Origin of the sequence: Streptomyces sp. NPDC058671 (assembly GCF_042716475.1) — a bacterium.
Lineage (GTDB): Bacteria > Actinomycetota > Actinomycetes > Streptomycetales > Streptomycetaceae > Streptomyces.
This window is the reverse complement of sequence record NZ_JBHXSA010000019.1, coordinates 69,144-92,789: the sequence shown is the minus strand read 5'-3', so window position 1 is coordinate 92,789 and position 23,646 is coordinate 69,144. Positions and strand designations below refer to the sequence as shown.

Annotated in this window: 22 protein-coding genes, 1 tRNA gene and 1 other RNA gene; 14 read left to right on the top strand and 10 right to left on the bottom strand. The window is 71.1% G+C overall.

All coding sequences use genetic code 11. The annotated features are described in order from the left end of the window. Positions 1-124: 124 nt before the first annotated feature. From purD to ffs, 3 genes are all read right to left on the bottom strand, one after another. A complete protein-coding gene (gene purD / locus ACFWV2_RS23440; protein ID WP_384407295.1) occupies positions 125-1,375 on the bottom strand; it encodes a phosphoribosylamine--glycine ligase in 1,251 nt (416 codons plus the stop codon). Between the two features lie 61 nt (positions 1,376-1,436). Next, positions 1,437-3,674: a DNA polymerase III subunit gamma and tau gene (locus ACFWV2_RS23435; RefSeq protein WP_384407293.1), complete on the bottom strand. Its 2,238-nt coding sequence runs from the start codon at positions 3,672-3,674 to the stop codon at positions 1,437-1,439. Between the two features lie 36 nt (positions 3,675-3,710). Then, an RNA gene (ffs, locus tag ACFWV2_RS23430) (signal recognition particle sRNA small type) lies at positions 3,711-3,809 on the bottom strand. 117 nt (positions 3,810-3,926) lie between these two features. Here ffs and ACFWV2_RS23425 point away from each other — a divergent pair. Beyond that, a tRNA-Ser gene (locus ACFWV2_RS23425) sits at positions 3,927-4,014 on the top strand. A gap of 123 nt (positions 4,015-4,137) precedes the next feature. Here ACFWV2_RS23425 and ACFWV2_RS23420 read toward each other — a convergent pair. After that, on the bottom strand, positions 4,138-4,779 hold the full coding sequence (locus ACFWV2_RS23420) for a TetR/AcrR family transcriptional regulator (protein ID WP_384407291.1): 642 nt from the start codon (positions 4,777-4,779) through the stop codon (positions 4,138-4,140). A 113-nt stretch (positions 4,780-4,892) separates the two neighbouring features. On the opposite strand from ACFWV2_RS23420, the gene ACFWV2_RS23415 reads away from it, so the two are divergent. After that, complete coding sequence (locus tag ACFWV2_RS23415) at positions 4,893-5,075, top strand: hypothetical protein (protein ID WP_384407289.1); 183 nt, start codon at positions 4,893-4,895, stop codon at positions 5,073-5,075. Positions 5,076-5,214: 139 nt separating this feature from the next. Further along, entirely contained in the window at positions 5,215-5,616 is a 402-nt protein-coding gene (locus tag ACFWV2_RS23410) for a VOC family protein (protein ID WP_384407287.1), read from the top strand. 100 nt (positions 5,617-5,716) lie between these two features. Here ACFWV2_RS23410 and ACFWV2_RS23405 read toward each other — a convergent pair whose 3' ends face one another. After that, the gene (locus ACFWV2_RS23405) at positions 5,717-6,283 is read right to left on the bottom strand and encodes a hypothetical protein (RefSeq protein ID WP_384407285.1); all 567 of its coding nucleotides are present in this window, start codon (positions 6,281-6,283) and stop codon (positions 5,717-5,719) included. Positions 6,284-6,694: 411 nt separating this feature from the next. On the opposite strand from ACFWV2_RS23405, the gene ACFWV2_RS23400 reads away from it, so the two are divergent. The 4 genes from ACFWV2_RS23400 to ACFWV2_RS23385 all read left to right on the top strand — a co-directional run bounded on the left by ACFWV2_RS23400 (position 6,695) and on the right by ACFWV2_RS23385 (position 10,391). Beyond that, positions 6,695-7,108, top strand: a complete 414-nt coding sequence (locus tag ACFWV2_RS23400; RefSeq protein ID WP_384407283.1) for a hypothetical protein — start codon at positions 6,695-6,697, stop codon at positions 7,106-7,108. Positions 7,109-7,172: 64 nt separating this feature from the next. After that, the gene (locus ACFWV2_RS23395; protein ID WP_384407281.1) at positions 7,173-7,847 is read left to right on the top strand and encodes an ABC transporter ATP-binding protein; all 675 of its coding nucleotides are present in this window, start codon (positions 7,173-7,175) and stop codon (positions 7,845-7,847) included. 17 nt (positions 7,848-7,864) lie between these two features. After that, positions 7,865-10,096, top strand: coding sequence for an FtsX-like permease family protein (locus tag ACFWV2_RS23390; RefSeq protein WP_384407382.1), 2,232 nt, complete (start codon positions 7,865-7,867; stop codon positions 10,094-10,096). Between the two features lie 85 nt (positions 10,097-10,181). Beyond that, positions 10,182-10,391: a DUF4287 domain-containing protein gene (locus ACFWV2_RS23385; protein WP_384407279.1), complete on the top strand. Its 210-nt coding sequence runs from the start codon at positions 10,182-10,184 to the stop codon at positions 10,389-10,391. A 9-nt stretch (positions 10,392-10,400) separates the two neighbouring features. Here ACFWV2_RS23385 and ACFWV2_RS23380 read toward each other — a convergent pair whose 3' ends face one another. After that, complete coding sequence (locus ACFWV2_RS23380; protein ID WP_384407277.1) at positions 10,401-11,636, bottom strand: MFS transporter; 1,236 nt, start codon at positions 11,634-11,636, stop codon at positions 10,401-10,403. Positions 11,637-11,798: 162 nt separating this feature from the next. Between ACFWV2_RS23380 and ACFWV2_RS23375 the strand changes: the two genes are divergently transcribed. Continuing rightward, positions 11,799-12,776, top strand: a complete 978-nt coding sequence (locus ACFWV2_RS23375) for a DUF5937 family protein (protein ID WP_384407275.1) — start codon at positions 11,799-11,801, stop codon at positions 12,774-12,776. Between the two features lie 16 nt (positions 12,777-12,792). Here the strand turns inward: ACFWV2_RS23375 and ACFWV2_RS23370 are convergent, their stop codons facing one another. After that, on the bottom strand, positions 12,793-13,422 hold the full coding sequence (locus tag ACFWV2_RS23370) for a MarC family protein (protein ID WP_384407273.1): 630 nt from the start codon (positions 13,420-13,422) through the stop codon (positions 12,793-12,795). Between the two features lie 125 nt (positions 13,423-13,547). Here ACFWV2_RS23370 and ACFWV2_RS23365 point away from each other — a divergent pair, with 125 nt between their 5' ends. Then, positions 13,548-13,964 carry a YciI family protein gene (locus ACFWV2_RS23365; protein WP_384407271.1) on the top strand — a complete coding sequence of 139 codons (417 nt, stop codon included), beginning with the start codon at positions 13,548-13,550 and terminating at the stop codon, positions 13,962-13,964. An 82-nt stretch (positions 13,965-14,046) separates the two neighbouring features. Here ACFWV2_RS23365 and wrbA read toward each other — a convergent pair whose 3' ends face one another. Then, complete coding sequence (gene wrbA / locus ACFWV2_RS23360; RefSeq protein WP_384407269.1) at positions 14,047-14,655, bottom strand: NAD(P)H:quinone oxidoreductase; 609 nt, start codon at positions 14,653-14,655, stop codon at positions 14,047-14,049. Positions 14,656-14,840: 185 nt separating this feature from the next. Here wrbA and ACFWV2_RS23355 point away from each other — a divergent pair, with 185 nt between their 5' ends. Then, on the top strand, positions 14,841-15,476 hold the full coding sequence (locus ACFWV2_RS23355; protein ID WP_384407267.1) for a TetR/AcrR family transcriptional regulator: 636 nt from the start codon (positions 14,841-14,843) through the stop codon (positions 15,474-15,476). Between the two features lie 123 nt (positions 15,477-15,599). Here ACFWV2_RS23355 and ACFWV2_RS23350 read toward each other — a convergent pair whose 3' ends face one another. Next, a complete protein-coding gene (locus ACFWV2_RS23350; protein ID WP_384407265.1) occupies positions 15,600-16,391 on the bottom strand; it encodes a TetR/AcrR family transcriptional regulator C-terminal domain-containing protein in 792 nt (263 codons plus the stop codon). A gap of 125 nt (positions 16,392-16,516) precedes the next feature. On the opposite strand from ACFWV2_RS23350, the gene ACFWV2_RS23345 reads away from it, so the two are divergent. The 4 genes from ACFWV2_RS23345 (at position 16,517) to ACFWV2_RS23330 (ending at position 21,812) form a co-directional block, all read left to right on the top strand. Further along, positions 16,517-18,787, top strand: coding sequence for an ATP-binding cassette domain-containing protein (locus ACFWV2_RS23345; protein ID WP_384407263.1), 2,271 nt, complete (start codon positions 16,517-16,519; stop codon positions 18,785-18,787). A gap of 53 nt (positions 18,788-18,840) precedes the next feature. Continuing rightward, positions 18,841-19,401 carry an RBBP9/YdeN family alpha/beta hydrolase gene (locus tag ACFWV2_RS23340; protein ID WP_384407261.1) on the top strand — a complete coding sequence of 187 codons (561 nt, stop codon included), beginning with the start codon at positions 18,841-18,843 and terminating at the stop codon, positions 19,399-19,401. 130 nt (positions 19,402-19,531) lie between these two features. Continuing rightward, entirely contained in the window at positions 19,532-20,143 is a 612-nt protein-coding gene (locus ACFWV2_RS23335; RefSeq protein ID WP_384407259.1) for an HhH-GPD-type base excision DNA repair protein, read from the top strand. 175 nt (positions 20,144-20,318) lie between these two features. Continuing rightward, positions 20,319-21,812, top strand: a complete 1,494-nt coding sequence (locus tag ACFWV2_RS23330) for a M28 family metallopeptidase (RefSeq protein ID WP_384407380.1) — start codon at positions 20,319-20,321, stop codon at positions 21,810-21,812. Here the strand turns inward: ACFWV2_RS23330 and ACFWV2_RS23325 are convergent, their stop codons facing one another. Then, complete coding sequence (locus ACFWV2_RS23325; protein ID WP_384407257.1) at positions 21,813-23,564, bottom strand: helicase HerA-like domain-containing protein; 1,752 nt, start codon at positions 23,562-23,564, stop codon at positions 21,813-21,815. Positions 23,565-23,646 lie beyond the last annotated feature (82 nt).

Sequence of the window (23,646 nt, the reverse complement as noted above, 5' to 3'; positions counted from 1 at the left end):
GGCGGTGGCGGACGTCATCCGGATGGCCGAGCCGTCACTCGATGGAATGGCTTTGGGTAAAGGTGATGGCATTCGCGCGGCCGTGCGGTCCACCGCACGGCCGCGCGAGAAAAGGGCGGCGCCGTCAGGCCTCGGCGGCCTTCCGCGCGATGTCCGTACGGTGCTGGGAGCCGTCAAGGCGGATACGGCCGACCGCCGCGTACGCGCGCTCGCGTGCCTGCTCCAGGTCCGTTCCGGTGGCGGTGACGGAGAGGACGCGGCCGCCCGCGCTGACGATCGCGTCGCCGTCCCGCTTCGTACCGGCGTGGAGCACGTACGCGTGCGGGGCGTCCTTCTCGGCGACCTCGTCCAGGCCCTCGATCGGGTCGCCCGTGCGCGGGGTCTCCGGGTAGTTGTGGGAGGCGATGACCACGGTGACGGCGGCGTCGTCGCTCCAGCTCAACTGCGGCTGGTCCTCCAGGGTGCCGTTGGCGGAGTGCAGCAGGACACCGGCCAGCGGGGTCCTGAGCCGGGCCAGGACCACCTGCGTCTCGGGGTCGCCGAAGCGGGCGTTGAACTCGATGACCCGTACGCCACGGCTGGTGATCGCCAGACCCGCGTACAGCAGACCGGAGAACGGCGTGCCACGGCGGCGCAGCTCGTCGACCGTCGGCTGGAGGACGGTCACAAGGACCTCGTCGACCAGCTTCGGGTCGGCCCACGGCAGCGGCGAGTAGGCGCCCATGCCGCCGGTGTTCGGGCCCTCGTCGCCGTCGAGCGCGCGCTTGAAGTCCTGCGCGGGGCGGAGCGGGAGGACGGTGACGCCGTCGGTGATCGCGAAGAGGGAGACCTCGGGGCCGTCCAGGTACTCCTCGATGACCACCCGGTCGCACGCGAGCGCGTGGGCCCGTGCCTGCGCGAGGTCGTCCGTGACGACGACTCCCTTGCCGGCGGCGAGACCGTCGTCCTTGACCACGTACGGAGCGCCGAAGGCGTCGAGCGCCTCGTCGATCTCCTCCGGGGTCGTGCAGACGTAGCTGCGGGCGGTGGGCACCCCCGCACCGGCCATGACGTCCTTGGCGAACGCCTTGGAGCCCTCCAGCAGCGCGGCTTCCCGCGACGGGCCGAAGGCGGGGATGCCGACCGCGCGGACGGCGTCGGCGACGCCGGCGACGAGCGGGGCCTCCGGGCCGACGACGACCAGTTCGGCGCCGAGCTCGGTGGCGAGGCGCGCGACGGCTTCGCCGTCCAGCTGGTCGACGGGGTGCAGCTCGGCGACCTCCGCGATTCCGGCGTTGCCGGGCGCGCAGTGCAGAGCGGTGACGTCGGGATCGAGGGAGAGAGAGCGGCACAGGGCGTGTTCGCGGGCGCCGCCGCCGATGACGAGGACCTTCACGCCTGCCAGAGTAGCCCGCGGGGCGGGATGCCCCTTGTGGGGGCCACTGAACGAGACGCCCCTACTCGTTCGTGTATTCCTCCACAACGGTCGCTCCGAGCTCGCGCACGATCAGGTCGTGCCCGGAGAGCGCGGAGTCGACGAGGTCCGGATCGTCCTCCTCCGGTACGTCGTCCTCAGGGGCCACGGGCTGCGGCGCGGGCGGCGTGTACGCGGGCGCGGAGGCCCCCGACGACGCGGACGGGGACGGCTGCGGGAAGGCGGAGGAGGATGCGGACGGGGCCTGCGAGGGTGCGGAGGCGGACGGCGGGGACTGCGGGAAGGCCTGGTCGGGCGCCGACGGCCGCCCACCGCCGAAGCCACCGCCTCCACCCGAACCGCCGAAGCCGCCGGATCCCCCCGTACCACTGGAACCGCCTGAGCCGCTTCCGCCTGAACCGCTGAAGCCACCCGTTCCGCCCGACCCGCCGAAGCCGGTGGCGGCGGGCGGGGGCGAGGCGCCGCCCGAGGGGTCGATGATCGCTTCGATCTTCCAGTTCACGTGGAACTGCTCGGCGAGCGCCTGCTTGAGGACGTCCTCGCTGCCGCTGCTCGCGAAGTTGTCCCGGGCCCCGGCGTTGAGGAAGCCGAGCTGGAGCGTCGTGCCGTCGAAGCCCGCCACCTGGGCGTTCTGGCTGAGCAGGATCCAGGTGAAGCGGCGCCGGTTCTTCACGGCGTCGAGGATCTGCGGCCAGAGGTTCCGCACCTGCGCCACGTCCCCACCGCCACCGGTGGACGCCGGGGCGGGGGCCTGCGGCGCGGGCTGCGCCTGCACGGGAGCGGGAGCCGGGGCTGCGGGAGCCGCCGGGGCGGACGCGCCGGGCCAGGCACCGGGCCCCCCGCCGCCGGGGGTCGCGGCACCAGGCCAGGCACCGGGGCGCGGAGCGGCGGGAGCCTGAGTGGGCTCGGAGTGCTGCGGGTGTACGGGGGTGGGGGCGGGCTGCGCCTGCACCGCCGGTACGGGAGCGGGGGCCGGGGCGGGCGCGGGCCGCGCGGGGGCCGGCGGGGGCGGGGCCATCGGGGTCTGGGCGTCGGGCCCGGGCACGTACCCCATGGTGGGCGCCGGAGGGCCGGGTGTGAAGACGGGCGCGGGCGCGGCGGCCGCCCCGCGCTCCAGCCGGTCCAGCCGCGCCTGCACCGAACGCTCGTCGTCGAAGGCGGCGGGCAGCAGCACGCGCGCGCAGATCAGCTCCAGCTGGAGCCGGGGCGAGGTGGCGCCCCGCATCTCGGTCAGCCCGCTGTTGACGAGGTCGGCGGCCCTGCTGAGCTCGGCGGCACCGAACACGGACGCCTGGGCCTGCATGCGCTCGATCACGTCGACCGGGGCGTCGATGAGCCCCTTCTCGGCGGCGTCCGGCACAGCGGCCAGGATCACCAGGTCGCGCAGCCGCTCGAGGAGGTCGGCGACGAACCGGCGCGGATCGTTGCCGCCCTCGACGACCCGGTCGACGACCTCGAACGCGGCGGCGCCGTCCCCGGCCGCGAACGCCTCCACGACGGAGTCGAGCAGCGAACCGTCCGTATAACCGAGCAGCGAGGTCGCCATGGCGTACGTCACACCGTCGTCGGCGGCCCCGGCCAGGAGCTGGTCCATCACGGACATCGAGTCACGCACGGACCCGGCGCCGGAACGCACGACGAGCGGCAGCACCCCGTCCTCGACGGGAATGCCCTCGCGCCCGCACACCTCGCCCAGGTACTCCCGGAGGGTGCCAGGGGGCACGAGCCGGAAGGGGTAGTGGTGGGTCCGGGACCTGATCGTCCCGATGACCTTCTCGGGCTCGGTCGTGGCGAAGATGAACTTGAGGTGCTCCGGGGGCTCCTCGACCACCTTCAGGAGGGCGTTGAAGCCCGCCGAGGTGACCATGTGGGCCTCGTCGATGATGTAGATCTTGTACCGGCTGGACGCGGGCCCGAAGAAGGCCTTCTCGCGCAGGTCACGGGCGTCGTCCACGCCACCGTGCGACGCGGCGTCGATCTCGATGACGTCGATGGACCCCGGCCCGTTCCTCGCGAGGTCTCGACAGGACTGGCACTCCCCGCACGGCGTCGGGGTGGGCCCCTGCTCGCAGTTCAGACAGCGCGCCAGAATCCGCGCGCTGGTCGTCTTGCCGCACCCACGGGGCCCGCTGAACAGGTACGCGTGATTGACCCGGTTGTTCCGCAGGGCCTGCTGCAACGGGTCGGTGACATGCTCCTGCCCGATGACCTCGGCGAAGGACTCGGGGCGATAGCGGCGGTAGAGCGCGAGAGACGACACATGTACGAGGTTATAGGCGCCCACCGACAACCCGGGAACGCAAGCGCCCCCCACGCACCTGCCAGAGCCGACCTACCCTTGCTGCCTTCCGGCCCTGGGGGAGTTCAGTCAGATAGCACCGCGTGAGGGGCTCCGCCCAGCGTACCCGATCCCGAACCCGCCCCCGACCCCCTCCCCCACCGGGAACCCTCCACCGGCCCCCACCTGGATCGAGTTCGCGAGCACCCTCCCCGGTCATGTAATGTCTGCGACGGAGGATTCGCCTAGAGGCCTAGGGCGCACGCTTGGAAAGCGTGTTGGGGGCAACCCCTCACGAGTTCGAATCTCGTATCCTCCGCCATTGCTCTCACCGGGCAATTCGTTGAAGGGCCCCACCGTTCGCGGTGGGGCCCTTCGGCGTTGTCCGGGACAGTCCGGCGCCGGTCAGTGGTCCGTTACCGATGTCCTGCCGGCTCTCGCCGCGTCAGGCTTCCGTGGGCGGGTGGGCTTCGAGGCCGGTGGCGAGGAGGTCGAAGACGTACGTGGCCTCCTCGGCCACGGTGGCCGCGATCCGTTCGTCGGGCTCGCCGGCCAGGGTGAGTTCCTGGATGCGCTGGAACAGCAGCCGGTGCGCGGCCCCGAGGAGTGCGGCTGCGGCCCGGGGGGCGATGGGCGGGGCGTCGGCGGGGGCGATGTCCGCGAGGGCCGCGGCGAGAGCCTCCTCGCGCTGGTCGTGCAGTTCACGCAGGCGGGCCGTCAGGGTCGGACTCTCGGCGATCATGCGGGCGAACGCCGGGCCGGCGAACCCCGCGACGGGGTTGCACTGCTCCACCGCGGCGGCGAACTCCCGTCGCAGCACGGTGAGCGCCGACTCCCCGGCGGGCCGGTCGGCGACCGCGGCGGCCAGGCCGGCGGTGAACGCCTCGTGGTGGTCGAGGGCCAGGTCCTCCTTCCGCGGGAAGTAGTTGGTGACCGTCTTCTTGGCGACGCGGGCCGCTGTGGCGATCTCGGCGATGGTCGTCTGCTCGAAGCCCTGCTCGATGAAGAGCCGGGTGGCGTGGTCGGAGATCAGCTGCCTGGTCTCCTGCTTCTTGGACTCGCGGAGTCCCATGCTCTCGATACCCATGGGCGAATCTTACACTGAGCGCAAGTTTACGCTTGACGCACTCGTTGCGTCGTGCGTAAAGTTATGTCCGTTGCAAAAAGCGCCCCCTGCAGGACGAGCCCCGGAGACCGCGTATGCGAAGCCAGAACCGCTCCTTCACCTCCCCCAGCACCCCGTTCCCCACCGTCAAGCTCGCCGCCACCCAGGAGGCCGGTCCGGTGTCCGGCACCCCGCGTCCGGCCCGCGAGCTGCCGCGCACCGGCCACCGCCAGGCGCCCACCCGCACCAGGTTCCAGGCGCCGCGCCGCACGTACTGACGCGCGCCGCGCCCAGTACCCCGCGCAGTACCGCGCCGCACGGCGTTTCAGGCACCGCACGCACCACACAGAATGCGTCTCAGCCACACCAGCACCAGCACCAGCCGCCCGTAGGTCCACCCGTCGAGGAGCCGCAGCCTTGAACGTCTCTACCTCCACCCTCTCCCTCACCGTCGCCGACGTGGACGCCTCCCGGGAGTTCCTCACCACCCACCTCGGCTACCAGGTGGCCATGGCCGCCGACGGCTTCGCCTCGCTGACCCGCGAGGACGCCGCGGTCGACATCGTGCTGCTCCGGCGCGGCACCGACGTCCTCCCGCCCGAGCAGCGCGACCAGCAGGCGGCCGGACTGATCCTGGCGTTCACCGTCACCGACCTCGCGGCGGAGGAAACCCGCCTGCGCGAGGCGGGCGCCCCGATCACGATGCCGCTGCGCGAAGAGCCGTGGGGAGAGCGCCTGTTCCAGCTGACCGACCCCAACGGCGTCGTCATCCAGCTCGTCGAGTGGGTCACCCCGGCGGCCCCTGACAGCGCCGAGTAGCACCCGTACGCGCGTGCGTGCGCGGACCGCTCTACGTCTATACGCCTGTACGCCGGAGGGCCGAACCGCTCGACGCGGTCCGGCCCTCCGGCGTATGCGCCTACACAGGGCAGGGGCGGTACTCGAGGCTGAGCTCGCGGTCGACGGCGTAACTGGTCCGCATCGACGCGTCGGTCACCCGCTGCCAGGATCCGTACTTGGCGTAGAGCTGGTCAGCGGTGGGGCCGAGGGGGTTTCCGTACGTGGCCATGTTCCGCTCCTCCAGGATCCGTACCTCCTGCGGAGTCATACCGGCGCGGGTGACCTCCTTGGCCTGGTTCCGCATGTCGACCAGCTCGCGAGCGACCTCCTCGTCCGTGGCCCCCGCCTCGCGCATGACGACCTCCGTACGCCGCATGTCCTCCAGGAGCCCGTGGTAGCGCATCCGGGTCCGCTGCGCCTCGACCTTCTCGTCCATCGGCAGGACGCGGATCCGGCATACGACCGGGTCGGCACTCGGACAGGGATCGTCGGCGGACGCGGGCCGGGCGAGCGGGGCGGTGATGACCGAACCACAGGCCTCCACCGCGCCGGCTACGGAGGATCCGGCCGTACCGAGGAGGGCGACGGCGGCCGCGAAGGGGACGAGGGCACGGCTGAGCGGGGAGGAGGGGGAGAGAGAGCGCATGCGCGCATCTTTGGGGGCCCGGACGCCTTCCCTGACGCAGGCGCACCGGTGATCACTCCTCGGGAACCCGGTGCGCTGTCCCCACCTGACGGCCGGCCTTCGAGCAGCCCGCCCGTTCCGCCCCCCCTTGCCGGGCCCGGCCGCCTCGCGTCGATGACGACGCCGGTCCTGGCGGATCCGGAGCGGATCGCGACGCAGGTTGACGTCGGCGCGACCGAGGCGAGAGGAGGAAACACCGCTGGTCCCCCGGCCGCTGACGGGCGCGCGAAGGTGCGCTGGTCGCGGTCCGCGAAAGCCGCGTTCACCGGATCGGGGGGCGATGGGACGGAGGGACGTTACTGCGGGCACCGGTGTGTAGTGATGCCGATACTTTCTGTGATGACCGGTAGGCCAACCAAACAGGGGTTATCCATGAGGAAGTTCGCTACGGCAGTGGCGGCAGCGGGGCTGTTCTTCGGGGGGATGGGGGTGGCGGTTGCGGACTCGTGGCATACCCTCGCCGACCCACTCACCACCGGGGGCGCCCACTTCGAGAAGGTGAAGTACAGGTGGGAACCCGCCGGGGTGAGGCACGGCGGGTTCCGCTTCAAAGGTGCGCTGCGGGACGGTGACCACAACGACGGTCACAACATCTACCTGGAGGTGCGTGCGCACTCCTACGGATGGCAGCGATTCAAGGGGATTCAGAAGCGCACCGTGAACCTGGAGGACGCTGTCCACGACGGCGCAACTCGTTACACGAATTCAGCGGACATGCGCGTATGCCGGGACCGGGGTGCGCTTCGACCGAACAACTGCTCGCCGATTCGAGCCTTCACGCGCTAGCAGTCACCGGTTGGGGAGCCACCGTCAACCAGTGGCTCCCCCCTTATAGAGAGTGCGGACCACGATGGACGTTATTCTCCGCGCGGACGGCGTGGACCTCTTCTACGGCACCGAACAAGCCGTCAGTAGCGCCGATTTCACGCTGAAGCGCGGCGAAGTAGCCGCCATCATGGGCAGCAGCGGGTCCGGAAAGTCATCGCTGCTGTACTGCCTCGCCGGGGTTCTTCCCCCTACCAGCGGCTTCGTGACCTTCGACGGGGTACGACTCTCCACCCTCCCCGACGGCGAGTTGAGCGCCCTGCGCCGTACGCGCCTCGGCTTCGTCTTCCAGTACGGCGAGCTGTTGCCGGAGTTGACCGTCGAGGAGAACGCGGCACTTCCCCTCCGGCTCGCCGGGATCAGCAAGGCTCATGCCCACGTGATGGCGGCCCAGGTGCTGGTGCGGCTCGGGATGGGCGATCTGCTGCGGCGCAGGACCTCCAAGTTGTCGGGTGGCCAGAGTCAGCGCGTTGCGGTGGCACGGGCTCTGGTCCACCGGCCGGACGTGGTGTTCGCGGACGAGCCGACCGGGGCGCTCGACAGTGCCAACGCTGCTGCTGTGCTGGACGAGTTCCTCCATCTGGCGCGACGCCAGAAGACTGCCGTGGTCATCGTCACCCACGATGCCGACGTGGCTGCCAAGGCCGATACGCAGTACACGATGGCGGACGGTGTCATCACTCAACGGGTGGCAGTGTGAACGCGTTTGTCCTCGGTATGCGTCTGCTGTGGGGCAGCGGGCGCCGAGGACGAGCACGATTCCTTTTGATGACACTCGGTTCGGCCCTCGGCGTGGCGTGCCTCGCCGCAGTACTCACCATCCCGTCGATCCTCACTGCTCATGACACGCGCACAGCCGCCCGTGAACCGAGGCAAGGCGCAAGCGATTTCCTCTACCAAGAGTTTCGTGATCCGTACGGGGCGCAGCCGCTTCACCGTGTTTTCCTCGCCCGGACGGGCCCTGGGCGTGTTCCTGTGCCTCCGGGCATCGGGAAGCTTCCCGAAGCCGGCGAGGCGATCGTCTCGCCCAAACTTGCCGAGATTCTGGCTGCCAATCCGAGGACTGCCGGTCTTGTTCCCGGCCGTGTCATCGGCACCATCGCACCGGAGGGGTTGGGGGACACCGAAGATCTGTATGCCTATATCGGCACCACTCCGGACGAGCTGACCGAAGCAGAAGAACTAGGCGGATTCGGCACGGGCCGACCGTGGCGGACAGTGGTTGAGCCGTCGACCCTCAGCATTCTCCGGTTCACCCTCGGGTGCATCGTGCTGCTCCCCCTCGTCATTTTCCTCTCCGTGTGCGCGCGGCTCTCCGGAGAGTCCCGTGCCCGTCGGCTTGCCGCTCTGCGGCTTGTCGGACTCAGCGCGAAGGACACACTGCGAGTAAACGCTGGAGAAAGCGTTACCGCCGCTCTGTGTGGGGCCGTGCTCGGGATCCTCGGGTACTTCGGCGTCAACGAGGTCATGGCACGGGTAGGGCTGCCTGGGCTGCATTGGTATCCGGCGGACGGTCGGCCCTCGGGATGGACCCTTGCCGTATGCCTGCTGGGGTGCCCGGCGCTCGCATGGATGGTGGGACAGGGCAGTGCGAGGCGTGCCGCTCTGACACCCATCAGTGTGCGGCGGACAGGTGAACGTCAGCCCCCAAGGAAGTGGGGGGTGCTGTTGTTGGTGCCGGGGATCGGCGTCATCGGCGGATACTGCGTGCTGAGTGTGTTGGGACGGGACCCGTCGGGGGGTTCGGCCAATTCCGTGTTGGTACCTGGTGCGGTGCTCTTGACCGGACTGGGACTTGTATTCGGCCTGGCACCGATCACTGCGTGGCTGGCGCGGCGACTGGCGGCGGTTTCGAAGTCGCTGTCGATGGCGCTGGCGATGCGGCGCACGGAGGTCGAACCCGGGTCATCGTTGCGCGTGGTCACTGGGCTCGTACTGCTGGTATTCGGAGCATCGCTCACCCAAGGTGTGCTCGTTGAAGTGGACCAAGTGAGCCGTCGCACAAGTCCTGTCCAGGAGTACACCCTTCCGTTTGCCCACCTGAGTGAACGTCAGCGTGCTGAGGTCGCCCGGCTTGCGGGCGTGCGCGCCCACGGGATGTCTTCACCCTCATGGCAGGCGTCACCTGATGACGAGACTCCGCAAACGTATGCCGTAGTGGCCACTTGTCAGCAACTGGTTGTCTTCGTCGAAAGGGCGGAGGGGTGTGTCGAGAGCAAGGTGCTACGGATCCGGGACCAGAACTTCTCCACAGACGCCGAAGCCGTGGTGGGAAGAAGCTTTCCGTTCTTGCTCAGCAATGGCCGAAAGTTGGACGTGACGGTCCCCCAGGGGAGTGTCTCGGTTCGAGCCCATCAACCCTCTGAGTTCGCCGGACCCAGCCTCCTCATTCCGCCGTCGTTCCTCCCTCCTGGAGTGAGTCTGCTCGAAGGCAACCTCGTTCTCGTCAGTGACGCCGACCCCGCCACCATCCGTTCCGTTCTCGACGGCATCGGGGCCGTCGCGCCCACCGCCGGTGTCGATCCCGTCGGGATCGTCATCGACTCGCTGGCTCAGCTCACCGTCATCCGCAGTCTTCTGGCTGTCGGGATGGTGCTCGGGCTTGTCATCGGGGTTGCTGCGTTTGTGGTGTCCGTGGCTGATCGGGCCCTGGAGCGGCGGGGGCAGGTGGCTGCGCTCGTGTTGTTGGGGGCTCGGGCTGGGACGTTGCGGGTGGTGCAGGTGGTGCAGGTGGTGTTGCCCTTGGGGGTGGGGTTGGGGGCGGCGATCGTCACCGGGTGGTTGGCCGAGTCCAGTTATCTGATCACCGGGGGTGGGGCGGTGCACTGGGACTGGGAGGGGTTGCCGTTGCTGGTCGCCTGTGCGCTGGGGGTGCTGTGCGTGGCCGCGCTCGCCTCCGTGCCGATGGTGCGGCGGCACATCGATCCTGAGCACATCCGACGGGATTGAGTGCGGCGGCGATGAGTTCTCGGGTGGGCGGGAGTCTTGTCCTTCGTCGCACTGCCCCGCCCGCCCCCGCGCCCAGGAGAGCTCCATGGCCGAGAACGTCGTCAAGGGTCCCGCCAGTTACTTCCCCTCCATCGAGAAGAAGTACGGGCGCCCGGTCTCCGAGTGGCAGGAGCTCGTCCGTTCCTCGCCGCTCACCCAGCACATGGAGCTCGTGTCCTGGTTGAAGGCCGAGCACGGACTGGGCCACGGGCACGCCAACGCGCTCGTGGCCCACACCCTTGCCGAGGGGAGGTAGCGCGTTCGTTCACGCCGCCAGTTCGTGGGCCGTTCGGGTCTCGACCCGGGTCCTCAGGGCCACCGTCGCCGCCGCCGTGACCGTTCCCGCCGCCAGGGCGGTCCACCACAGGACCGTCGGGCTCAGCGTCGTGTAGGTCGCGACGCCCAGGGTGAGGGCCGCGAAGCGGGCCGTTCCCCAGGTCCAGCTGAACGCTCCCTGGTAGCGGCCCCTGGCGTGGGCCGGGGCCAGGTCGGCGATGACCCCGGCGGCGATCCCGGCGACCATGACCTCGCCCAGGGACCAGACGACGACCGACACCGCGTACCCGGCGACGCCGTCGGCCAGGCCGGTGAGTGCCACTCCCAGGGCGATCAGCGTGCTGCCCGCGCCCTGCACCGCCAGCCGCGGGAACCGGGCCAGCCAGGACGTCGCGAAGGGCTGCAGGGCCACGACCAGGACGGCGTTGACCGCCGCCATCGCCCCGTACACCGCCGGTGAGAGGCCGCTGTCGCGGATGGCGAGCGGCAGGGCGACCTCGGTCAGCGAGTACACGAAGAGCTGGACGCCGAAGAGCGGAAGCAGGAGCAGCGCGAGGCGGTCGCGCAGGACCACTCCGTAGCCGATGCCGTCCTTCCGCTCCCCGGGCCTGCCCTCGGGGTTGCGCCCGGCCGTCGTGCGCTTCGGCTCCGGCAGGCGGAACACGACGACCAGGGCGTACGCGAGCATCGCGCCCGCGTCGACGGCGAACAGGAGCCAGTAGCCCCGGGCCGCCAGGTAGCCGCCGAGGATGCCCGCGACGGCGGTGCCGATGTTCACGCCCCAGCCGAAGAGGGCGTACGCGCGCTGCCGGCGCTCGCTGTCGACGGCGTCCGCGAGGAGCGCGTACGCCGCCGGCGAGACCGTGCTGCCCGCCGCGCTGATCAGCAGCGCCGCCGCGGCCATCGTCCACACCCCGGGCGCGAGGAAGAGCGCGCCCTGCGCGGCCGACGCGCCGATCAGGCCGATGAGCATGGTGGGGCGGCGCCCGATGCGGTCGGCGAGGATGCCGCCGACGGCGGGGCCGACGAGGTTGCCCGCGCCGAGGGCACCGAGGACGTACGAGGTCTCGGTCCCGGTCACTCCGCGCGAGGCGAGGAAGAAGACGAGGAACGGGGTGACGAGGTAGCCGAGGCGGTTGACGACCGTTCCGGCGAAGAGCGTCCAGACGACGGGCGGGAGGTCGCGGAAGGAGGACGGGATGCGTGACGCCAGGGATGCGGACATGGGAGGAGACTGCGGGAACCCTGCCGCCGCCCTCCATTGATTAAGCTCAGACCGAATCCGATCTCGTGGGTGGGTATCGGATCACGTCCCTCGGACAGGGGCTCCCTCGGCGATCGGCTCCCTCGCCTCCCGCCCCGCCCCCGCACCTAGGACGTGGAACCTGTGGAATCCGGGCTCAGCTTCTCCGCCGCCGATCTCGCCCAGACCCGCTTCGCCGTCTCCCCCATGTGGGAGGTCGTGACCAGCTACCGGCTCCTCGTCCGCCGCCCCGACTCCGCGCCCCATCGGCGCTGGGCCGACCAGGTCCGGCCACGGATCGCGCGGGCCGGGCTCGACCGGGGCTGGCTCGCCGCGCTCGTGCCCGCCGACGGCTACCTCGCCGACTTCCTCAACCCCACCCCCGCCGGACCCTTCCCCGCCCTGGGAGCCGAACTCGACGCCATCCGCCGCACGCCCGCCGGTCAGGTACGGGACGACCTCGACATGCTGGGGAGGGAAGCGGGGGCCGGGGCCAGGGCGCGTCTGCTGCGCGACGATCCCGCCGCCGCCCTTCCGAAGGTCACCGACGAGATCGAGACGTACTGGGAACTCGCCCTCGCCCCTTACTGGGCCCGGATCCAGCAGGTCCTGGAGGCGGATGTCTTCCACCGGGCCCGCCAGGTCGCCGAACACGGTTCCGCGCGGGTCCTGGGCGAACTCCACGAGACCGTACGGTGGGACGACGGCACCCTGCGGCTCGTACGGCGTCACTGTGCGCTCAGCCGCGACCAGGCCGGCTCCGGGCTGCTGCTCGTCCCCTCCGTCTTCGCGTGGCCCCGGGTCCTCACCCGGTCCGTCCATCCGGACCCTCCCCAACTCGCCTATCCGGCGCGCGGGTTCGGCTCCGTATGGGAGCCCCGCACCACCGGTGCGACCGAGGCCGTCGCCGCCGTCCTCGGGCGCTCCCGGACCCTGCTGCTCACCGAACTCGACACCCCCGCCTCCACCACCCGACTCGCCGCGCAGTGCGGTCTGTCCCCGGCCGGGGTGTCCCAGCACCTCATCGCCCTGCGGAACGCCGGCCTGGTGACCGCCCACCGCAGCGGGCGTTCCGTCCTCTACGCCCGTACCCACGTCGCCGACCAGCTGCTGAATCCGTAGGGGTGGCGAACTCGCCTCAGTGGCGGGTGTACAGGCCCGGGACGCCCAGGTCCGAGAGGCCGTCGAGGACCAGGTCGACGCCGACCGCCGCGAGCAGCAGGCCGAGCAGGCGGCCGAGGAGCTCGATCATGGCGTGGTGGGTGCGGCGCAGGACCCGGGTGAGGAGCAGCACGCAGATCACGTCGAGGGCGATGACGGACACGTACGCGCCGACGACCGTGGAGCGCCAGCTGAAGGAGTCGCGGGCCGCCGCCTCGATGAGTACGGCGGTCATGGCGAGCGGGCTCACCACGTACGGCATGAGCAGCTCGCGCACACCGCTGACCAGGTCGGGGGCGTCCTGGTGGGTGGTGGTGGAGCCGAGGTGGAGACCGAGGACGAGCCCGACGGCGTAGAGGAAGAAGATGACGCCGCCCGCGAGCTGGAGCGCGGGGGTGCTGATGTGGAAGAGGTCCAGCAGCCACGGGGCGGTGATGCCGGTGACGAGGCCGACGAGGACGGCCGCGCCGGAGGAGATCAGGGCGATGGTCCGCAGCTGGCGGGCGGGGTGGACCTGCGCGAGGCCGGCGAAGGCGAGAAGGACCTTCGGGGGGCCGACGACGGAGAAGAAGGTGATGAAGGCGGCGGAGAAGCTGAAGGCGTTCACCCCTGAATCATGGTGCGGTCGGGTGATTTCTCCCGTTTTTACGGTCGCCGCCCGCGCGGTGTCGAGAACGGGCCCCCGGCTCCGACTGTCCTGCGAGAGGCAGTGACGCACACGAGGAGGACGTCATGAAGTATCTGGTAATGGTGCAGGGCGCGGAGGCTGACTACGAGGCCATGGTGGGCCGCCCCGCCCCGAGCAGTCCGGCCTGGAGCAAGGCGGACCTCACGGCGATGTTCGACCACATGAACGCGATCAACGAGGAGCTGTCGGCGTCCGGCGAGATGATCGACGGCCAGGGCCTCGCCGCCCCGTCCACGACCCGGTTCGTGACGCTCGACGGAAACGGCGAACCGCTGGTCACGGACGGCCCGTACGCGGAGACGAAGGAGGTCATCGCGGGCTACTGGGTCCTGGACTGCGCCTCGCTCGAGCGCGTGACGGAGATCGCCGCCCGGGTCGCCCGCTGCCCCCAGCCGGCCGGGGCACCGGAGTACCCGGTGGTCATCCGCCCGATCGACGAGACGGGACCGAGGCAGGAGTGACGGGTCGGACAGGTCGCCCCCGACAGGTGACCCCGCACTCCGCCGCGTCCCCTTAGCTCCTGTTCCCCGCGACCCCACCGGGTCAGTCGTCCGCGAGACCCCTCAGGCGCTTCGCGATCCTCGTGAGGCGTGCGCCCTGGTAGCGGGCGGCCTGGAGGACGTTCTCGTCGGGGGCGCCGTGGGAGCCCGGGTGCGCGGTGCCGTAGGGGTTGCCGCCGGCCGCGTACACCGACGGGTCGGTGAAGCCGGGCGAGACGATGACCGAGCCCCAGTGGTGGAAGGTGTTGTAGAGCGCGAGGAGTGTCGACTCGTTGCCGCCGTGCGGGTTGTGCGCGCTGGTGAAGGCGGTCGCGGGCTTGTCCGCCATGACGCCCCGCTGCCAGAGCCCGCCGGTGGTGTCGACGTACTGCTTCAGCTGCGCGGCCACGTTGCCGAAGCGGGTCGGGGAGCCGAGCGCGTACGCGTCCGCCCACTCCAGGTCGTCCAGCGTGGCGACCTCCACGTCACCGGTGGCGTCCAGATGGGCGCGCCAGGCCGGGTTCGCGTCGATGGCGGTGTCGGGGGCGAGTTCGGGCACCCGGCGCAGGCGCACCTCGGCGCCGGTCTTCTCGGCGCCCTCGGCGACGGCCTGGGCGAGCTGGTGGACGGTTCCCGTGGCGGAGTAGTAGATGACGGCGACCTTGACGGACATGACGATTCCCCTCAACCGGATTACTTTCCGTTTCGATGCCACGAGGCTAAACGGATCGATATCCGTTTAGCAAGGGGAGCCGGTATGCTCAGTACGACGAACGACCGGGAATGACCGGGAATGACCGGTGGCGACCGGAGCGGGGGATACGGGCCGACCCGTACGAAGGACAGAGGAGCCGACAGATGAGCACGGAGAACCCGCAGGCCGCCGGCGCGACGGCGCCTCCCCTCGGCCTGCTGCCCACCGTCGGCGCCCCCGTCCCCGAGCGCGCCGACGCGGCCCGCAACCGGCGCAAGATCCTCGACGCCGCCGCCCGGATCGTCGCGGAGGACGGCCCCGACGCCGTCACCATGAACCAGGTCGCCCACGCCAGCGGCATCGGCGTCGGCACCGTCTACCGACGCTTCGGCGATGTCTCCCAGCTCCTGTGGGCGCTCCTCGACGACCGCGAGCGCCGGTTCCAGGAGGCGTACATGAGCGGGCCGCCGCCCCTGGGCCCCGGCGCGCCCGCCGCCGAGCGGCTCGACGCCTTCCTCGACGCCCTCGTCGACCGGGTCGGCGAGCAGCGCGAGATCCTGCTCGCCGCGCACTCCGCCGCGCCGCGCGGACGCTACCTCAGCGGCGCGTACCGGGTGATGCACACGCATGTGGCCCTGCTCATCGGGCAACTCCTGCCCGGGTCCGACAGCGCGCTCCTCGCCCATCTGGCGCTCGCGCCGTTCTCCCCGGACCTCATGCACCACCTGTCGGTCGACCAGGAGCTGTCGGCGGACCGCCTGAAGGCGGGCGTACGGGAGCTGCTCCGGCTGCGCGCCTGAAGCCGGACCCGAGGACAGCCCGGCCGCGCGCCTGAGCCAGACCCGAAGACAGGGGATCGGGGCGGGTTACCGCCTCCCTACGGGACGGGCTGCAGCCTCCCTACGGGACGGGCTGCCGCTCCCCTACGGGACGGGCTGCCGCTCCCCCAGCGCCTCCAGCCCGTCCAGCACCCTGCCGAGCCCGAAGCGGTACGCGTGCTCCGCGTCGTACAGGCCGTCGTACGCGACCGCCGCCGCCTCCCCCACCCGCGCCGCCAGCGGGAACCGGGTCCCGTCGAGGACCCGGGTGAGCAGGGGCTCGTGGGCGTCCCACCACTCCCCGTCGGACATCGCGCTCTCGCGCGCCACGGCCCGCGCGTCCAGCTCCGCCCGCGCCCCGGACTGCACGAAGCCGAGGACGTACGTCAGCGCGGAGTCCCGGGACACGTCGTCGAGCCCGAGCCCTTCGAAGGCGCCGAGTTCGTACTCGTACTTGGTCATCACACCGGGCCCCAACGGAGCGCGCACGATGCGGAGTTCGACCAGCCAGGGGTGGCGCAGGTGCAGTGCCCGGTTCGCGTCGGCGACCGCCGTGAGCCGGGTGCGCCAGGGCTCTCCGGGGCGGAACGGCGGCCGGTCCATGCGCAGGAAGACGGCGTCGAGCATGAGGTCGAGGAGCTCGGCCTTGCCGGGGACGTAGGTGTAGAGCGTCATCGGGGTCACGCCGAGGTGCTGCGCCACCGCCCGCATGGTCAGCGCGTCGAGTCCGCCGGCGTCCGCGAGGGCGAGGGCGGCGTCGACGACCGCGTCGACGGTGAGGCCCTGCCGGGGGCCCCGGCGCCCCGCGGGGGCGGCCGAGCCGTCGCGCCACAGGAGTTCCAGGGTGCGCGCCGGATCGCCCGCGCCGCTGCTGTTCTTCCCCTTCGCCGCCGCCATGTCGTTCCGTTCCGTTCCGTTCGAGATATCCGGATCGCCGCAGGTCAGAGCCGGTCCCACTTATTTTATACGTTGTATAGAGTACCCTTCCCCGGCAAGCAGGCAGACCATCGGAGGGCGCACGCATGAACCACCCCGTCGCAGCGGACAGCCACCACGTCATCCAGGTCCGCGGGGCCCGGGAGAACAACCTCAGGAACGTCGACGTCGACCTTCCCAAGCGCCGCCTCACCGTCTTCACCGGAGTCTCCGGCTCCGGGAAGTCCTCCCTCGTCTTCGGCACCATCGCCGCCGAGTCGCAGCGCCTCATCAACGAGACCTACAGCGCCTTCCTCCAGTCCTTCATGCCGTCCCTCGCCCGCCCCGACGTGGACGGACTGCACAACCTGAGCGCGGCGATCGTCGTCGACCAGGAGCGGATGGGCGCCAACTCCCGCTCCACCGTGGGCACCGCCACCGACGCGTACACGATGCTGCGGATCGTCTTCAGCCGCCTCGGCACCCCGCACGTCGGCACCTCCGGCGCCTTCAGCTTCAACCTGCCCGAGGGCATGTGCCCGCGCTGCGAGGGCGCGGGCGAGATCTCGGACATCGACGTCGACGAGCTCGTCGACCGGTCCAAGTCCCTCAACGAGGGCGCGATCACCGTCCCCAACTTCGCCGTGGACTCCTGGTACTGGCGGATCATGGCCGAGTCCGGTTTCTACGACGCCGACAAGAAGCTCGCGGACTTCACCGAGCAGGAGTGGGAGGACTTCCTCCACAGGCCGTCCTGCAAGGTGAAGGTCGGCAGCAACACCTTCACCTACGAAGGCCTGGTGCCGAAGGTCCAGCGGCTCTTCCTCGCCAAGGACCGGGAGTCACTCCAGGCCCACATCAAGGCCTTCGTCGACCGGGCGGTCGGCTTCCGCACCTGCCCCGAGTGCGAGGGCGCCCGGCTCACCCGGGCCGCGCTGTCCTCCCGTATCGACGGGGTGAACATCGCCGAGTGCTCCGCCATGCAGATCAGCGACCTCGCCGCGTTCGTCCGTCGGATCGACGACCCCTCCGTCGCCCCGCTCCTCGCCGGTCTGCGCGAGCTGCTCGACTCGCTCGTCGAGATCGGCCTCGGCTACCTCTCCCTCGACCGGTCCTCCGGCACGCTCTCCGGCGGCGAGGCCCAGCGCGTGAAGATGGTCCGCCACCTCGGCTCCCCGCTCACCGACGTCACGTACGTCTTCGACGAGCCGACCACCGGACTCCACCCGCACGACGTCCGGCGCATGAACGACCTCCTCCTGCGGCTGCGCGACAAGGGCAACACCGTCCTCGTCGTCGAGCACAAGCCCGAGGTCATCGAGATCGCCGACCACGTCGTGGACCTCGGGCCCAGGGCCGGGGCCGCCGGCGGCGAGATCTGCTACAGCGGGAACGTGCCGGGGCTCCGCACCTCCGGCACCCTCACCGGCGACCACCTCGCCCACCGGGCGAAGCTCCGGACGGAGGTACGGACCCCCACCGGCGCCCTCGCGATCACCGGCGCCACCCAGCACAACCTCAAGGACGTGAGCGTCGACATCCCGACCGGCGTCCTCACCGTGGTCACGGGCGTGGCCGGCTCCGGCAAGTCCTCCCTCATCCACGGCAACCTGCCGGGCCGCGACGGGGTCGTCGTCGCCGACCAGTCCCCCATCCGCGGGTCGCGCCGCTCGAACCCGGCGACGTACACCGGGCTGCTCGGCCCGATCCGAACGGCCTTCGCCAAGGCCAACGGCGTCAAGCCGGCCCTCTTCAGCGCCAACTCGGAAGGCGCCTGCCCGCGCTGCAACGGCCTCGGGCTCGTCTACACCGACCTGGCCATCGCGGCCGGTGTGGCCTCGGTCTGCGAGGAGTGCGAGGGCAAGCGGTTCACTCCCGAGGTCCTCACCTACCGGCTGAACGGCAAGAACATCCACGAGGTCCTGTCCCTGTCGATCGAGGAGGCGTACGACTTCTTCACGACGAAGAGCCAGGCCCGTACGATCCTCGGCCGCCTCCAGGACGTCGGCCTCGGCTACCTCCGTCTCGGCCAGCCCCTCAACACCCTCTCCGGCGGCGAGCGCCAGCGTCTCAAGCTCGCCATCCACATGGCGGAGAAGGGCGCCGTCTACGTCCTCGACGAGCCGACCACCGGCCTCCACCTCGCCGACGTCGACAAGCTCCTCGCCCTCCTCGACCGTCTCGTCGAGGCGGGCAACACGGTCGTCGTCATCGAGCACCACCAGGCCGTCATGGCCCACGCCGACTGGCTGATCGACCTCGGCCCCGGCGCGGGCCACGACGGCGGACACGTCGTCTTCGAGGGCACCCCGGCCCAACTGGTCGAGAAGAGCGACACGCTGACGGCCCGCCACCTGCGGGAGTACGTGGGCGGCTGACCGGCCTTCGGACGCCGGTGGACGGAGCCGGTCACCGACCGCAGGATCGTGGCATGACCACGTATCTGATCCTGCACGGCTACCAGAACCACCGCCCGCCCGGTCACTGGCAGCACTGGCTCGCCGGGGAGCTGCGGGCGCGGGGGCACGAGGTGCGGTATCCGCAGCTGCCCGCGCCCGACGCGCCCGTCCCCGAGGAGTGGCTCGCGGCCCTCGGGGAGCACGCGGAGCGGCCGGGCGAGGGGGAGTTCGTCGTCCTCGCGCACAGCCTGTCCGTGCTGCTGTGGCTGCGGGCGGGTGCGCGCAGGCCGGCCGCCGACCGGGTGCTGCTCGTCGCGCCGCCGTCGCCGCCGGTGACGGCTTCGATCCCCGGGATCGCCGCCTTCGCCGACGGGCTCGACCTGACGGAGACGGGTCTCGGGGCCCGGCTCGTGTACGCGGACGACGACCCGTACTGCCCCGAGGGCGCCGGCCTGCACTACGGGGTCCCGCTCGGCCTCGACGTGGACCACGTGCCCGGGGGCGGGCACCTCGATCCCGACTCGGGGTACGGGGAGTGGGCGTCGCTCCTGGAGTGGTGCGAGGACCCCGGAGTACGGATCAAGGGGCGGTAGGGCGCGCGGGGGCACCCCGGTGACCGGGACCCGGGGCACCGACCCGGGGCACCTGTTGGGCGTCGTCGACCGCTTCGCGAAGGGGTGAACCCACCGGGCGGGCGGCTCGCGGCGGCGGGATGATCGGGGAATGAGCCCCGAGATCCATCTCGCCCAGCACCCGGAGGCCGACGCGCTGCTCGGCCGGTCCCCGCTCGCCGCGCTCGTCGGCATGCTCCTCGACCAGCAGGTTCCGATGGAGTGGGCCTTCTCCGGCCCGTACACCATCGCCACCCGGCTCGGCGCGGACGACCTCGACGCGCACGCCATCGCCGCCCGGGACCCGGAGGAGTTCGCCGCGCTGCTCTCCGAGAAGCCCGCCGTGCACCGCTACCCGGGGTCGATGGCCCAGCGCGTGCAGCAGCTGTGCCGGTTCCTCGTCGAGGAGTACGGGGGCGACGCCGAGGCCGTCTGGGCGGACGCGGGGACCGGGCGGGAGCTGCTGGCGCGGCTCCAGGCGCTCCCCGGCTTCGGCAAGCAGAAGGCGCAGATCTTCCTGGCGCTGCTAGGGAAGCGGTACGGGGTGCGGCCCACCGGCTGGCGGGAGGCGGCGGGGCCGTACGGCGAGCAGGGCGCGTACCGCTCGGCCGCCGACATCACGGGGCCGGAGTCCCTCGCGAAGGTGCGGGCCCACAAGCAGGAGATGAAGGCGGCGGCGAAGGCCGCGAAAGCCGCCAAGGGGCCCAAAAGCACCGAGAATTAACAACTCCAGATTGCAATCCTGCTTAACGTGACAGGAATTGTGGAGAAGGTGTTCACAGAAGGCACCGCAGATCGCTAACTTCCCCTCAACCTCGTCCGTAACGGGAAGGACTTCTGTGAACGCTACCCAGCGCCGAGCCGCGGCCATTCTGGCCGCCGCCGCCCTCGCCACCCCGATGGTCCTCGCCTCCCCCGCCACCGCGGGGCAGGACCCCACGGCCGCACCCGCCCGCGATGCCGCCAAGCTGGCGAAGAAGCTGGTCCGCGAAACCTCCGCGCAGGACGCCTACAAGCACCTGCAGAAGTTCCAGGCGATAGCCGACTCGGCCGGCGGCCACCGCGCCGCCGGTTCGCTCGGCCACGACGCCTCGGCCGCGTACGTGTACACGCAGCTCAAGAAGGCCGGCTACAACGTCTCGTACCAGCGGTTCGACTTCGAGTACACGGAGACCCTCGCCGAGAAGGCGTCCGTCGTCTCGCCCGCGCCCCGGGCCTTCGACATCAAGGCGATGACGTACACCAAGTCCACCCCCGTCGGCGGCCTCACCGCGGGCCTCGTGGCCGTGCCCGTGGACGCCGACGGCACCACCGGCTGCGAGCCGGGCGACTTCGCCTCCGGCACCTTCACCGGCAAGATCGCGCTGATCAAGCGCGGCGGCTGCGCCTTCGCGGTCAAGCAGCAGAACGCCGCCACGGCCGGCGCCGCCGCCGCCGTCATCTACAACAACGCCGACGGCGTCCTCTCCGGCACCCTCGGCGACGCCACCGCCGGCAAGATACCGACCGGCGGCATCACCCTGGCCGAGGGCGAGAAGCTCGCCGCCGACCTCGCCAAGGGCCCGGTCACGCTCTCCGTGGAGATCCGCCAGCTCCAGCAGATCCGCTCCACCAACAACGTCATCGCGGAGACCAAGGGCGGCAACGCCGCCAACACCGTGATGCTCGGCTCGCACCTCGACTCCGTCACCGCCGGCCCCGGCATCAACGACAACGGCTCCGGCTCCGCCGGTCTCCTCCAGACCGCCCTGGAACTCGCCAAGACGAAGGACAAGGTCCGCAACAAGGTCCGCTTCGCCTGGTGGTCGGCCGAGGAGAACGGCCTCCTCGGCTCCGAGCACTACGTCAAGAACCTCACCGCGCTCGACAAGAGCGAGATCAAGCTCTACCTCAACTTCGACATGATCGCCTCGCCGAACTACGGCCTGTTCGTCTACGACGGCGACAACTCGGACAACGTCGGCGAGGGGGCGGGCCCCGAGGGCTCCGCCCAGCTGGAGCGGGACATCACCGACTTCATGGACAGGCGCGGAGTCCCGCACGAGGGCACCGACTTCACCGGCCGCTCCGACTACGGCCCGTTCATCGAGGTCGGCATCCCCTCCGGCGGCACCTTCACCGGCGCCGAAGGCATCAAGACCGCCGGTCAGGCCGCCAAGTTCGGCGGCACGGCGGGCGTCGCGTACGACGTGAACTACCACGCCAAGGGCGACGACATCAACAACATCAACATGACGGCCTTCGACGTCAACACCGACGTCATCGCCAACGCCGTGGGCACCTACGCCCACGACATCTCCTCGCTGCGCAAGCCGGTCGTCTCCGTCCCGACCGAGGGCGACGCGGGCAGCGGCGGCGGCCTGCACGACGACCACCACGAGGTGACCGAGTAGTCACCTCCGCCGGCGGGCGGTCCCGAAGATCGAGCGGCTGATCTCCCGGCCCAGCTGGGTGCCGATCGACCGGGCCAGGGACGTGAAGATCCCGCTGCCCTCCACCTGTTCGACCGGCGAGGGTTCCTCCTTCCTTCGAGGAGCCCTCGCCGCCCGCCCGGACCCGGCAGCCTCCTTCGCCGCCGCGGCCTCCAGCGCCGCCGTCTCCGCCGCCCGCTGCTCTGCCGTCAGCCTCTCGTACGCCGACTCCCGGTCCACCGCCTCCGCGTACCGCCCGTGAAGCGGCGAGGCCTCCACGGCCGCGTCCAGGACCGCCGTGTCGACGGGGCCCATCAGCGACTCCGGCGCCCGCAGCCGGGTCGCCGCCACCGGCGTCGGGGCGCCCCTCTCGCTCAGTACGGTCACCACCGCCTCGCCCGTACCGAGGCCCGTGAGGACCTCCTCCAGGTCGTACGGCGAGTTCGGAAAGGTCCGTACGGTCGCCTTCAGGGCCTTCGCGTCGTCCGGGGTGAAGGCGCGCAGCGCGTGCTGCACCCGGTTGCCGAGCTGCGCGAGGACGTCCGAGGGGACGTCCTTCGGCGTCTGCGTCACGAAGAAGACGCCCACCCCCTTCGAGCGGATCAGCCGCACGGTCCGGGTGATCGACTCCAGGAACGCCTTCGACGCCCCGTCGAAGAGCAGATGCGCCTCGTCGAAGAAGAAGACCAGCTTCGGCTTCTCCAGGTCGCCGACCTCCGGCAGGTCGTGGAAGAGGTCCGCAAGAAGCCACATCAGGAACGTCGAGAAGAGCTGCGGCTTGTCCTGCACCGACGGCAGCTCCAGCACCGAGACGATCCCCCGCCCGTCCGCCGCCGTCCGAAGCAGATCGGCCGTGTCGAACTCCGGCTCCCCGAAGAACCCGGCCGCCCCCTGCTGCTCGAAGGCCGTCAGCGCCCGCAGGATCACCCCGGCCGTCACCGTCGAGAGCCCGCCGATCCCCTTGAGCTCGGCCTTCCCGGTGTCCGACACGAGGAAGGCCACCACCGCCCGCAGGTCCTTGAGGTCGACCAGCTCCAGGCCCTTGGCGTCGGCGTAGTGGAAGATCAGGCCGAGCGACTGCTCCTGCGTCCGGTTGAGCTGGAGCACCTTGGACAGCAGCACGGGGCCGAAGCTGGTCACGGTCGCGCGGACCGGGATGCCGGGGCCGGTGCCGCCGAGCCCGTAGAACTCGCAGGGGAAGCCCTTCGCCGCCCAGCTCTGCCCGACCTGGGCGGCCCGCTCCCTGACCTTCGCGCCGGCGCCGCCGAGGGCCTCGCCAGGGGCCTCGCCAGGGGCCTCGCCAGGGGCCTCGCCGGGTGCCGAGATGCCGGAGACGTCGCCCTTGATGTCGGCGAGGAAGACCGGCACCCCGTGCGAGGACAGTTGCTCGGCGATCAACTGGAGCGTCTTCGTCTTGCCGGTGCCCGTCGCGCCGGCCACCAGGCCGTGGCGGTTGAGGACGGGCAGCGGGATGCGGATCGGCGCGTCCGGGTGACAGACGCCGTCCCAGAGCAGGGCCCCCAGATCGAGTGCGGCTCCCTCGAAGGCGTAGCCGGCGGCGATCTCGGCGGCCGGCCCGGCGAGGGCGGAGGGGGCGGCCGGAGTGGCGGGGGCGGCAGGAGTGGCCGGGGCCGCGGGGGCGGACGGGGCGGCAGGGCCGGGCGGAGTGGCCGGGGCCGCCGGGGCGGGCGGGGTGCTCCGGGATGGCGGCTCGTTCTGCTCGCTCACGCTCATGACGGCACCCCGATTTCGCTTATGTCACGGTTCGCACCAGCATCCCACCGTCCTCGCCCGGCTGCGCCGGTAGCCGCTCGCC